This is a genomic window from Mycetocola zhujimingii (genome assembly GCF_003065425.1).
Classification (GTDB): Bacteria; Actinomycetota; Actinomycetes; order Actinomycetales; family Microbacteriaceae; genus Mycetocola_A; species Mycetocola_A zhujimingii.
In genome coordinates this window covers 2,415,927-2,428,004 of the sequence record NZ_CP026949.1, presented here as the reverse complement: position 1 = coordinate 2,428,004, position 12,078 = coordinate 2,415,927, and the positions used below count along the sequence as shown (strand labels likewise).

The 12,078-nt window shown below is 65.0% G+C and carries 10 protein-coding genes; all 10 read left to right on the top strand.

Translation table 11 applies throughout. The annotated features are described in order from the left end of the window. Positions 1-21: 21 nt before the first annotated feature. The gene (locus tag C3E77_RS11655) at positions 22-990 is read left to right on the top strand and encodes an AAA family ATPase (RefSeq protein WP_108962902.1); all 969 of its coding nucleotides are present in this window, start codon (positions 22-24) and stop codon (positions 988-990) included. 14 nt (positions 991-1,004) lie between these two features. After that, a complete protein-coding gene (locus C3E77_RS11650) occupies positions 1,005-2,360 on the top strand; it encodes a DUF58 domain-containing protein (protein ID WP_108391789.1) in 1,356 nt (451 codons plus the stop codon). Beyond that, a complete protein-coding gene (locus C3E77_RS11645) occupies positions 2,357-4,933 on the top strand; it encodes a transglutaminase TgpA family protein (protein ID WP_108391788.1) in 2,577 nt (858 codons plus the stop codon). Before C3E77_RS11650 ends, C3E77_RS11645 begins: the two co-directional genes overlap by 4 nt. After that, entirely contained in the window at positions 4,930-5,670 is a 741-nt protein-coding gene (locus tag C3E77_RS11640; RefSeq protein WP_108391787.1) for an FHA domain-containing protein, read from the top strand. The genes C3E77_RS11645 and C3E77_RS11640 overlap by 4 nt, the downstream gene beginning before the upstream one ends. Before the next feature lie 2 nt (positions 5,671-5,672). Then, positions 5,673-6,209: a DUF6121 family protein gene (locus tag C3E77_RS11635; RefSeq protein WP_162924992.1), complete on the top strand. Its 537-nt coding sequence runs from the start codon at positions 5,673-5,675 to the stop codon at positions 6,207-6,209. A gap of 18 nt (positions 6,210-6,227) precedes the next feature. Then, positions 6,228-6,866, top strand: a complete 639-nt coding sequence (locus tag C3E77_RS11630; RefSeq protein WP_108391785.1) for a spermidine/putrescine ABC transporter substrate-binding protein — start codon at positions 6,228-6,230, stop codon at positions 6,864-6,866. 162 nt (positions 6,867-7,028) lie between these two features. Continuing rightward, on the top strand, positions 7,029-8,552 hold the full coding sequence (locus C3E77_RS11625; RefSeq protein ID WP_162924991.1) for a zinc ribbon domain-containing protein: 1,524 nt from the start codon (positions 7,029-7,031) through the stop codon (positions 8,550-8,552). Positions 8,553-8,952: 400 nt separating this feature from the next. Further along, a complete protein-coding gene (gene rpsL / locus C3E77_RS11620) occupies positions 8,953-9,327 on the top strand; it encodes a 30S ribosomal protein S12 (protein ID WP_108391783.1) in 375 nt (124 codons plus the stop codon). Then, entirely contained in the window at positions 9,327-9,797 is a 471-nt protein-coding gene (rpsG, locus tag C3E77_RS11615) for a 30S ribosomal protein S7 (RefSeq protein ID WP_108391782.1), read from the top strand. Before rpsL ends, rpsG begins: the two co-directional genes overlap by 1 nt. 87 nt (positions 9,798-9,884) lie before the next feature. Continuing rightward, positions 9,885-11,999 (top strand): elongation factor G, encoded by a 2,115-nt coding sequence (gene fusA / locus C3E77_RS11610; protein WP_108391781.1) that lies wholly within the window; start codon positions 9,885-9,887, stop codon positions 11,997-11,999. Positions 12,000-12,078: the final 79 nt, after the last annotated feature.

Here is a 12,078-nt window from a genome sequence, read left to right as displayed (position 1 = left end):
ACAGACAGGAAAGCAGAAACAGTGAGTGTCACTTCAGAACAGGCCGCATGGTTCCAGGGCGCCTTCGATTCCCTCGTCGACAACGTGGGGCAGGCCATTCTCGGCAAGGAGGAAACGATCAAGCTGGTCATCGCCTCGATGCTGAGCGAGGGCCACGTGCTCCTCGAAGACTTCCCCGGCACGGGAAAGACTGTGCTCGCGAAGGCGCTCGCGAACACCCTCGAGGGAACGAACTCCCGCATCCAGTTCACCCCCGACCTGCTGCCGTCCGACGTGACAGGAGTCACGATCTACAACCAGTCGTCGAACAAGTTCGAGTTCCACAAGGGCCCGATCTTCGCGTCTGTCGTACTCGCGGATGAGATCAACCGTGCGTCGCCGAAGACCCAGTCAGCGCTGCTCGAGGTGATGGAAGAGGGCGTCGTCACGGTGGATGGCGAGAGCTACCCCGTTGGGAAGCCGTTCATGGTGATCGCCACCCAGAACCCGGTTGAACAGGCGGGAACGTACAAACTCCCCGAAGCCCAGCTCGACCGCTTCCTGATCAAGACGTCGCTCGGCTACCCGGACAGGGATACCGCGGTGAGCCTGCTTCTCGACGCCGCCAACCGATCGCGCTCGTCGAAAATCACGCCGATCATCGGGGCGCCGTCGCTCATCGCGATGTCTCAACTGGCATCCGAGGTTCACGTCGACCGCTCGGTCATGGAATACATCACCGACATCGTGCACGCGACGCGTTCGCACAAGGATGTCGCTCTGGGTGTCAGCATGCGCGGTGGCCTCGCGCTCGCCCGGATGATCAAGACCTGGGCGCTCGGACACGGCAGGACCTACGCAACGCCTGATGACGTCAACACGCTGGCGATCCCCGTCCTCGCGCACCGCCTGATCGTCGATGCCGAGAGTGAGTTCGCCGGGGTGAAGGCAGAGGACATCGTCTCCGGCATCCTCGTCGACCTCCCTGTTCCCGCGTATCGCGCAGCCTGATCGCCGTTCCTCACATGACCACGAGCCTCGACGCGCCACCGATCGCGCCGGCACCCGATACAAGCGGTGCCGACGTGACCGGTGAGTTCGTGCTGCCGCCGGAGAAACGCCGGCGGGCTAACCCGCTCGCCCCGGTCGCAGCCTCTGCGCGCTCAGGAGCGACAGCCGCCTGGCGAGCCGGGTCGCGGCTGGCCGCCGGCGGATGGCGGTTCGTTGCCCCGTACGTCCAGGTCATTTCGGGCCTCGGGGCCCTCGTGCTGGTGGCGGGGGCCGTCGCCTTGACCGGCGGATTGCTGCTCGGCTGGCCTGAACTGACGTTCATCGGTCTCACCCTCCTTGTCGCCGCTGTCGTTGCCCTGTTCTTCCTGATCGGCCGATCGAGCTACTCCATCGACATCGAACTCAACCCGCGCCGCGTGACCGTTGGCGACCGTGCCATCGGCCGCGTGCTTGTGACCAACATTGGCAAGCGTCCGTCAACGGCGACGACGCTGGAGGTACCGGTGGGGGAGGGCCTCGCCGAGTTCGCCATCGGTGGCCTGAAACCCGGCGAGGACACCGAAGAGCTCTTCGCCGTGCCGACGAACCGTCGAGCCGTGATTCTCGCCGGTCCTGCGGTCTCGGTGCGCGGCGACCAACTGGGACTTTTCCGCAGGGCCGTGCGATGGACCGACCAGATCGAGTTGTTCGTGCACCCCGTCACGACCCGGCTTCACCCGACGGCAGCCGGACTGGTCCGCGACCTCGAGGGCCAGGTCACCAAGAAGATCACGAACAACGACATTTCGTTCCACGCGCTGCGCGCCTACGTCACCGGCGATGATGTTCGTTACGTGCACTGGCGTACATCGGCCCGCACCGGGCAGCTTATGGTGCGGCAATTCGAGGAATCCCGCCGCAGCCAGCTCACGATCATCGCCTCGAGTGACACTCGCTATTACGCCGACGACGCCGAATTCGAACTCGCGGTATCGGTCATGGCATCCATCGGCTCACAGGTGATCCGCGACGGCACGCAGATCAGCGTTGTGACGGAAGACCGGATCCTGAAGACGCACTCGGTGACGTCGCTGCTCGACGACACGTGCCGGATCGAGTCGATCGCCGGTTCGACGGCATCCGCCAGGGACTTCGTCAGGGAGGCGACCAAACGGCTGCCGCCACCGAGCGTCGTGGTCATCGTCGCCGGGTCGCTCATGGACGCGACAGATTACCGATCAATCCAGCGACTGTTCGGCGGCGAGACCAACGTTCTGGCGCTCCGGATCGAAACCGGCGCACGGGCCAGGATCCAGGATGTCGCTGGTCTCGCAATCATTACCATCGGCGCGCTCAGCGACCTGCCCCGAGTGATGGCGAGGGCGGTATGAGCGAGCCCATCGACGACAGGACGGTCCGAGCGGCCAAACCCGCGCCCGCTCCCGCCGAACCATCCGCCGGCACCACGCGACGGAAAAAACCGAAGATGCCGAAGCTCTCACGCAGCGGGGCACGGCCGCCGCGCGCGCCGGGCGTACCGGCACCCCAGCTTCCCCGTGGAACCGTGTCGGCGGCGACGTGGCGGGACCTCGCGGTTGTGACGGCGCTCTCGCTCGTCGGTGTGTGGGGATTCGCTCCGGCGTTCGGAGACACCGGCTACCTCCTCGCCGGCATCGGCGGCGTCCTTGTCGGTACGGGAGCGGGCTATCTCTCTCACCGCTTCCGGCTCAACGCTTTCGTCACGGCGCTCGGCGCAATTGCCGTCTACTTTATTCTGGGCAGCGCCCTGGCCATGCCGGGGTATGCCCTCTTCGCCGTGCTCCCAACGCTTCAGACGCTCCGCGGCCTCGCGCTCGGCTCGGTGTTCGGGTGGGCAGACATCGTCACGCTCGCGGCACCCGTCGGTGCGCCCGACTACATCACCGTGCTGCCATATGCGGCGGGCTGGCTCGTCGGTCTGGTGTCGGCGGTGCTTGTCCTTCGGTGGATGCCGCGGCACGACCGCACCCCGTTGCGGCTCGCCATCCTGCTCATCGGCCCGATCCTGCTGTACGTCATGGGCGTGCTCATCGGAACGCAGACACCGTTCCTCGCGACGCTGCGCGGGATCGCCTTCGCTGTCGTCGCCCTCGTGTGGCTCGGCTGGCGCAAGGGATCCGCGAACAACGCGAGTCTCCAGGAGCGCAAGGGACTCAACCGGAACAAGCTCATCGGCACGGCGATCATCGTTGTCGCGGCGACCCTGGTCACCGGTTTGGCCGGGTCAGCACTCGTGCCCGCTCCTGAGTCCCGGTTCGTGCTGAGAGAGAAGGTCGTCCCGCCGTTCGACCCGGAGGACTACCCGAGCCCGCTCGCCGGTTTCCGCAAATACACCAAGGACCTCGGTGAGTCCGAACTCATGACGGTGACCGGTCTCAAGGCGGCGGACAAGATTCGTCTCGCCGTCATGGACACCTACGATGGCAGGCTGTGGGACGTCGCTGGCCCCGAAACCCAGACCGGCGGCTCCGGTTCGTTCAGCCTCGTCGGCGAGAGGATGCCAGACGCGCCGCTCCTGGTCTCCGAGTCCTCACGATCCGTCACTGTGTCAGTTGGCGCGTACTCGGGGGTCTGGGTGCCCGTCGTCGGATACCCGACGAAGCTGACCCTCCCCACCGAGCCGGAGGACAAGACACAGGACCTTCGGTACAACGCGGCGACGGCGACGACGGTGCTCACCTCCGGGGTCGACAAGGGCTACAGCTACAGCTTCGACGCCCAGATCCAGGACGTGTACTCCGACGAGGCCCTGAAGAACGTCCCGACGGCGGATGTCACGCTGCCAGCCGTCGACAAGGTGCCTGACGTGGTCACCGCCAAGGCGGCCGAGTACGTCGGAACCGCGACGACCCCGGTTGCGCAGTTGCGTGAGATCGAGCGACAGCTCAAGGCCAACGGATTCCTCAGCCACGGCCTTGCCTCTGATGCCGTCCCATCGCGGGCTGGACACGGCGCCGACCGGATCGAAGAGCTCTTCACCCGCAACCAGATGATCGGCGATGAGGAACAGTTCGCGGCGGCCTTTGCCCTGATGGCACGTTCCCTCGGCTATCCGGCGCGCGTGGTGATGGGATTCGCACCGGAGAACATCGAGGAGGGTGCAGAGGTCACCATCACCGGTGAGGACATCACCGCGTGGGTTGAGGTTCCATTCGAAGGTGTCGGCTGGATTTCGTTCTCGCCGACGCCCGACGAAAAGGAGATCCCGCAGGACCAGAACCCCAAGCCGAAGACCGAACCGCAGCCGCAGGTACGGCAGCCGCCCCGGGCCGAGAAGCAGGCAGAAGATCTCCTCACCAATGTCGACATCAACGACAGCGACGACGAGAAGAAAGATGACGACGCGTTCGAGCTTCCCGGCTGGCTCGTCGCCATTCTGTGGATCGTCGGCGTCCCGCTCGTGCTCTATCTCGTTCCCCTCCTCGTGATCGCCCTGATCAAATCGAGGCGCAGGAAGAGGCGGCGCGAGGCCGCGACGGCCGACGCGCGTGCTGCCGGTGCGTGGGACGAAGCTCTCGACAGTTTCACCGAGCTCGGCTTCAGCGTCCCTGCCGTCGGCACCCGCGGCATGCTCGCGAGGGACCTGGGAACACAGGTCAGTTCGCACGCAACTGCCCAGGGCGAGTCGACGGATGCCGGGGCGAGCGACGGCGAGGATGCTGGCACTGTCCTGACCCGCCTCGCGGACGGCGCCGATGAAGCTGTCTTCGCGGGTGTCGACGCCACGGACGAGCATGTGGACGGACTGTGGCAGGCATCCGAACGGTCGTCGGTAGCCGCCGCTGCCGCTGTAGGCTGGTGGCGCCGTCAACTCAGCAGGTTCCGTGTCAGTTCGAGGAAAACGGGCTCGACAACGGGCTCGACGCGGCAGGCGGCGCACAAGGGCAGGTCGCGCAGACGTGCGAAGGGGGAGAGCCAGAAATGACGAACGGTTCAGAGTTCCCCGATGAGTGGAACGGCAACCCTATTCCGCCGCGGCCGCCCCTTCCGCCGGTCGGCGTGGCTCGCGCATCCGATGGTGGTATCCCCGCCGTGCCCGGAGTTCCGGCCGCGCCCGGCGCACCGGCATCACCGGTGCCGGCGGTGCCGGCGGTGCCAATGCCCGGTGCCGGGAACGCCGACCCGCGCGTGAGCGCCGAGTCAGAGCCTGAGCCGGCCAAGTTCAAAATCGGCATGCCTCCCGGCATCAACTTCGACCCTGACACCGTGCCGTCTTCTGATTTCCCCGCCGTCGTGCCCGTCGCGAAGCCCGGGTTCGGTCCAGCACCGACCCCACAGGCACCGACCCCACAGGCACCGGCTCCCGGCAGGAACCACGAGCGCGACGCTTCCGCCGCCCCGAGTCTGGTACTCCCGGACGGCACAGTCCTTCCGCTCGCTGGCGGCCTCGTCGTTGGCCGTGATCCGCTGCGGCAGGAGGGGTACCCGGCAAGCGTGCTCGCGAGGCTCCACGACGTCGAGCGAAGCGTATCGAAGACGCACGCGGCGCTCGGCGTCTCAGCGGGCGGCGCCTGGGTGGTCGACCTGAACTCAACGAACGGGACGTTTCTCGTGGCTCAGGACGGCAGCCTCACGCCGTGCCTTCCCGAGGTACCCACTCCACTGCTGCCTGGTGTTGACATCAGGTTCGGCGAGTACCGGGTTGCGGTGAGGCTGGGCTGACCGTGTCAGTGTCACCCGAGGAGAGCGGGAACAGGCCGACGCCATACTCGTACGTGCTGTCGGTCTTCGCGACGTTCACGTATTTCGCGCTCGTCGTCTGCGCCTTTGGATTCATCAGCCTGCTGACGGACACCGAGGTCGTCGCCCGACCGGACGCCGGTCCACTCGTCGGGCCAGCGGCCGCCGCTGCCGCCGTGGCCGTTGTCCTGTTCGCTCTCCTCGGCGCCGCACGGCAGTACGAGGCCGCGGTGCGGCGCTCCGCCGAAGCATCGCTCGGCGACCCGGTGCGGGTTCCCCTGGGGCGCGCCATCTCAACCGGGATCTTTGCCTGGGCCGCATACGCGCTCGTCGGCTCGATTCTCTATGCGGCAGCGGCGGATGAGCTCTTCGCGGGGATGCTGTTCGCCGCGGATGCGATCCTGCGGTTGTACGGAGTGGCGGTCGGTGTCCTCGCGGTCGTCGTGTACCTGGCCTTCGCCCTCATCCTGGCCGCCGGGGGTTCGCATCCGGCGCGCCCTCTGTGGCCGTGGGAGAAGTAGCGAGGTACCCTCAGAGTCATGGATCGGTCGCTCGACACGAGGGTCAGCCAGGCGGTCGACGCGTGGCTTGAGTGGTTGCCGCGATGGCGACCGTCGACGCACCGCGGGCGAACACGCTTGTGTCGCCGCTGCTTCGGCTCCCCGGTGATGGCCGCTGTCGGGCTTGACCGTGACGTTCCGCACACCGTCCAGCATGGGCTGTCGACCAGGATCAAGGCCATCGTCGACGAGGTCGTCGACGAGTACACGGAGCGTAATCTCCCACTCCTCCAGCGCGAGCTGAAGGCCGCCGAGGAGAGCAAGGCACGGTCGTACCGCCCTGACCGCGGACTGGAGCCTGAGTACGACGGTCTGCCCGTCGATCCTGACCCGGTACCGGGGGAGCCATACCTGTTCACCCTCGCTGGTCTGGCCGGACAGGAGGTGGCGGAACCCGAGGCGGTTCCCGCGCCCCTGTCCGAGGAAGAGAAGTCTGCGCTTCGCACAGAAATCAGGCTCGCCGATGAGTGCGCCATCCACGCGGGCAAGCTCGTCTGCCTCGCGATCGCTCCCCACCGTGAGCGGATTCTGGCGGCTGTCGCTCTCTACGTCGAGCCCCAGATCGAGGCTCTTCTCGCCGACCTGACACTCGAGCTGGACTCGCCGCCCTCCTGGTGACGCGGCCGGGGGCAAACTGGCGCGCTTTTCCAACGATCATGCGTCATCCGCCCCGGCAAATTCTGTTTTTCGCCCCCTGAAGATGGGGACTTGTGCCCAACATGGTGAGCGCTTCTGATCGATATGCTTGCGCTGCAGTCGCACGCCATCAATCGGGGAGACATGACAAACGACAACACAGGACAGCAGAATCCGTGGGGCCAGCCCGCCGAGCCGAACCCGTGGGGGCAGCCGCAGCCGCAGCCGCCGCAGCCGGGTCAGCAGCCGGTCCAGCCGCACGAGGGACAGTCGACCTCGCCGGCAGCGCCGCAGCCCAACCCGCATCAGGGGCAGCCGGCAGCGCCGCAGCCCAACCCGCATCAGGGACAGCCGGCAGCGCCGCAGCCCACGTACCCGCCGCAGCAGCCGTACCCGGCTTCGCAGCCCTCGCACCCACAGGCAACGCCTGCCGTTCCAGCGCTCCCCGTTCAGCAGCCGGCATCTCCGACGGCCGCACCGCAGTTCGGCCAGCAGAGCCAGCCGACTCCGCCCGGCGCGCACCAGGGTGCGGCTTCCTACCCCCAGCAGGCGCCACCCGTTGCCGGCCCGTCGATGGGTCAGCCAGCCGGCGGAGCGGGGTACCCCCCACAGCCCCCGACGGCTGCCTACCCCGCCGGTGCCCCGTCGACTCCACCGGCTCCCAGGAAAAAGAAGAGCCTCGTGCCCTGGATCGCAGGGGGCACCGCAGTCCTTCTTCTCGGGATCGGCGGCGCCGTAGCGTTCGGCGTCGGTTCGTCCGCCCACGCACCAGAGCTCGAAGTGAAGGCGTACCTCGACGCTCTCAAGAAGGGCGACGTCTCCGGTGCCTTTGAGGTCTCGGACACCAAGGTGGAAAAGACCGACCTTCTCCTCACCAAGAAGGCATACGCCGACGTCGATGACCGCATCACCAGGTACACGCTCGGCGACGTTTCCGTTGAGGGCGACACCGCCACCGTGACGGCGAGCATCACCCAGGCCGGCGAGAAGTATGACCAGGAGTTCACCCTGGTCAAGCAGGGTAAGGACGCCGTCTTCTTTGACAACTGGCAGCTCGAGTCCCCGCCCCTTTCCAGCATCGCGGTCGGAATCAACGCACCGGACGACGCGGTCGTCGAGGTTGCCGGAGTCGACATCTCCGAGTTGAAGAAGGATGACGGGGTGTACACCCTCCGCGTTCTTCCCGGCACATATCCGATCGCCCTTGGCGGAGAGAACGATTGGTACAGTGCCGAGGAGGTGTCGGCATCCGTCGTCGGATTCGGCGTTGAAGCGGAGGCCGCAGAGGCGCCGACGCTCGAGATCGCACTCACCGAAGAGGGAACGACAGCTGCCACCGATGCGGTCAACGCGTGGCTGGACGCCTGTGTTGCCTCGACGGACCTCGCTCCGGCCGGCTGCCCATTCTGGGCGACGAACTCGGAGGGATATGAACTCTCGAACTTCACGTGGACCGTGACCAGGCCGACCTTTACCATCGGAGAATTCGCCGATGGGACCTGGCCTGTTTCCACGGACACCGATGGCAGTGCCCAGGCTGGCGCTGACGCGAGGGATCCGCTGACCGGCGCGACGGGACCGATCGCGACCGATTCATTCCCGTTCGACGTCGATGGGTACGTCGAGGCGTTCGGTGAGGACGGCGCCACGTTCGTCTACGTGCCCTGATACACGGACACATCGTCGCGCAATTCCGCGCATCCAGCTACACTCCTGAGCCGGCCGCGGCCGCAGTCGCCTGACTGCGGTTATGGCCGGCTCAGTCGCGGACGCCGCTCGCGCGACAGGGCCAGGCAGAGGCGCCCTTCGCTTGACCGCGGGGCTACCCCCGGGTAGTATTTAGGGGTGTGCGCTTTGTCGCGCTCTTAACTCGAGCCCGAAACGGTCCGCTTGAGGTCAGGCAACTCTCACACACTGGGTCGGATTGCCATAAGCGCCGGCTCCCACGGCATACCCATCACACCAAAAGCCGCGCTCTTCTGCGCTGCCGGTGGGTCCATTGAACTCGCCTCGCGCGAATGCTAGCAACATTGCCGCTGTCACCGTGCAGCACAAACAAGGAGAAGTAGTGCCAACTATTCAGCAGTTGGTCCGTAAGGGTCGCACGCCGAAGGTCACCAAGACCAAGGCTCCCGCTCTTAAGGCCAACCCCCAGCAGCGTGGCGTTTGCACCCGTGTGTACACCACAACCCCGAAGAAGCCGAACTCGGCGATGCGCAAGGTCGCTCGTGTGAAGCTCTCCAACGGCACCGAGGTCACCGCCTACATCCCAGGTGAAGGCCACAACCTCCAGGAGCACTCCATGGTCCTGGTCCGTGGTGGACGAGTAAAGGACCTTCCTGGTGTCCGTTACAAGATCATTCGTGGCGCACTTGACACGCAGGCCGTGAAGAACCGCAAGCAGGCTCGCAGCCGCTACGGCGCAAAGATGGAGAAGAAGTAATGCCTCGTAAGGGACCAGCACCAAAGCGCCCCGTCGTCGCAGACCCCGTCTACGGCGCACCCATCGTCAGCCAGCTCGTCAACAAGATTCTCGTTGACGGCAAGAAGGGCCTCGCAGAGCGCATTGTTTACACAGCGCTCGAAGGCGTTTCGGCTAAGAATGGCCAGGACGCCGTCGTCACACTGAAGAAGGCGCTCGACAACGTTCGTCCGACCCTCGAGGTCCGGTCACGCCGTGTCGGTGGATCGACCTACCAGGTGCCGATCGAAGTCAAGCCGCACCGCGCAAACACCCTCGCACTCCGCTGGCTCACCAGCTACGCAAAGGGTCGCCGCGAAAAGACAATGACAGAGCGTCTCATGAACGAGATTCTCGACGCATCAAACGGCCTCGGTGCCGCGGTCAAGCGCCGCGAAGACACGCACAAGATGGCCGAGTCGAACAAGGCATTCGCGCACTACCGCTGGTAGTCACGGCGGCAGGATGCCTCGACACGCGTGTCGAGGCATCCGCCTGCCTGTTCACCCTCATCTCACCAAACTTCCTGGAGGAACCCAGTGGCACTTGACGTGCTCACCGACCTGAACAAGGTCCGCAACATTGGCATCATGGCCCACATCGATGCCGGTAAAACCACCACAACTGAGCGCATCCTGTTCTACACGGGCGTCAACCACAAGATCGGTGAGACGCACGACGGTGCCTCCACGATGGACTGGATGGAGCAGGAGCAGGAGCGTGGCATCACGATCACCTCCGCCGCCACCACGTGTTTCTGGGGCGGCAACCAGATCAACATCATCGACACCCCCGGTCACGTCGACTTCACGGTTGAGGTGGAGCGTTCGCTCCGCGTCCTCGACGGTGCTGTCGCAGTGTTCGACGGCAAGGAGGGCGTTGAGCCCCAGTCCGAGACCGTCTGGCGCCAGGCCGACAAGTACGACGTCCCGCGCATCTGCTTCGTCAACAAGATGGACAAGCTCGGCGCTGACTTCTACTTCACCGTCGACACCATCATCAAGCGCCTCGGCGCCAAGCCCCTCGTCATTCAGCTGCCCATCGGCGCTGAGAGCGAGTTCGAGGGCGTTGTTGACCTCGTTGAGATGCGCGCGCTTACGTGGCGCGGCGACAGCAAGGGTGACGTCGAGATGGGCGCCAAGTACGCCATCGAAGAGATCCCCGCCGACCTCGCCGAGAAGGCTGCTGAATACCGCAAGCTCCTCCTCGAGACCGTCGCAGAGACCGATGACGCGCTGATGGAGAAGTACTTCAGTGGCGAAGAGCTGACCGTTGCTGAGATCAAGGCTGCGATCCGCAAGCTCACCGTGAACAGCGAGATCTACCCGGTTCTCTGTGGTTCAGCGTTCAAGAACCGCGGCGTTCAGCCGATGCTTGACGCTGTCATCGACTACCTGCCGAACCCGCTCGATGTTCCGGCAACCGAGGCACGCGACCCGCGCGACGAAGAGAAGATCATCCTTCGCCACCCGGACGCTGCTGAGCCGTTCGCGGCTCTCGCCTTCAAGGTCGCTGTCCACCCGTTCTTCGGACGCCTCACGTACATTCGCGTGTACTCGGGTCGCCTGGACTCCGGTGCCCAGGTCATCAACTCGACCAAGGGCAAGAAGGAGCGCATCGGCAAGATCTTCCAGATGCACGCCAACAAGGAAAACCCGGTGGACTTCGTGACCGCAGGTCACATCTACGCGGTTATCGGCCTCAAGGACACCACAACCGGTGACACCCTCTGTGACCCGAACAACCAGGTTGTCCTCGAGTCGATGACCTTCCCTGAGCCGGTCATCTCGGTTGCAATCGAGCCGAAGACCAAGCAGGACCAGGAGAAGCTGGGAACAGCTATCCAGAAGCTTGCCGAGGAAGACCCGACGTTCCGCGTCGAGCAGAACCAGGAAACCGGCCAGACCGTTATTCACGGAATGGGCGAGCTCCACCTCGACATCCTCGTCGACCGCATGAAGCGTGAGTTCAAGGTCGAGGCGAACGTGGGCAAGCCCCAGGTCGCCTACCGTGAGACGATCCGCCGCGCGGTCCCGAAGCACGACTACACGCACAAGAAGCAGACCGGTGGTTCCGGCCAGTTCGCGAAGATCCAGTTCGGCCTCGAGCCGCTCGAGATCACCGCTGACCAGACCTACGAGTTCGACAACAAGGTCACCGGTGGACGTATCCCTCGCGAATACATCCCGTCCATCGACGCTGGTTTCCAGGATGCGCTTCAGGTCGGTATCCTTGCCGGGTACCCGCTCGTCGGCGTCAAGGCAATCCTGCTTGACGGCGCGGCTCACGATGTTGACTCGTCAGAAATGGCGTTCAAGATCGCGGGTTCCATGGGCTTCAAGGAAGCCGCACGCAAGGCTGACCCGGTTCTTCTTGAGCCGCTCATGGCCGTTGAGGTGCGCACTCCCGAGGAGTACATGGGCGACGTCATCGGTGACATCAACTCACGCCGCGGCCAGATCCAGGCAATGGAAGACGCAGCAGGCGTGAAGGTCATCACCGCCAAAGTCCCGCTCTCTGAAATGTTCGGCTACATCGGTGACCTGAGGAGCAAAACCTCCGGTCGTGCCGTGTACTCGATGGCATTCGAGAGCTACGCGGAGGTTCCGAAGGCTGTCGCCGAGGAGATCATCCAGAAGAGCAAGGGCGAGTAATCGCCCTGCGGCTGGGGAGGCATATCCCCAGCCGCGACCTAGTAACATAAAAAACACAAACCCCCGTAGTAAACCGGTT

Excerpts from the sequence above, each read along its gene's own strand:
- C3E77_RS11640 (WP_108391787.1), top strand. The coding sequence starts at position 4,930 with ATGACGAACGGTTCAGAGTTCCCCGATGAGTGGAACGGCAACCCTATT.
- C3E77_RS11650 (WP_108391789.1), top strand. The coding sequence starts at position 1,005 with ATGACCACGAGCCTCGACGCGCCACCGATCGCGCCGGCACCCGATACA.
- C3E77_RS11625 (WP_162924991.1), top strand. The coding sequence starts at position 7,029 with ATGACAAACGACAACACAGGACAGCAGAATCCGTGGGGCCAGCCCGCC.
- C3E77_RS11630 (WP_108391785.1), top strand. The coding sequence starts at position 6,228 with ATGGATCGGTCGCTCGACACGAGGGTCAGCCAGGCGGTCGACGCGTGG.
- rpsG (WP_108391782.1), top strand. The coding sequence starts at position 9,327 with ATGCCTCGTAAGGGACCAGCACCAAAGCGCCCCGTCGTCGCAGACCCC.
- C3E77_RS11645 (WP_108391788.1), top strand. The coding sequence starts at position 2,357 with ATGAGCGAGCCCATCGACGACAGGACGGTCCGAGCGGCCAAACCCGCG.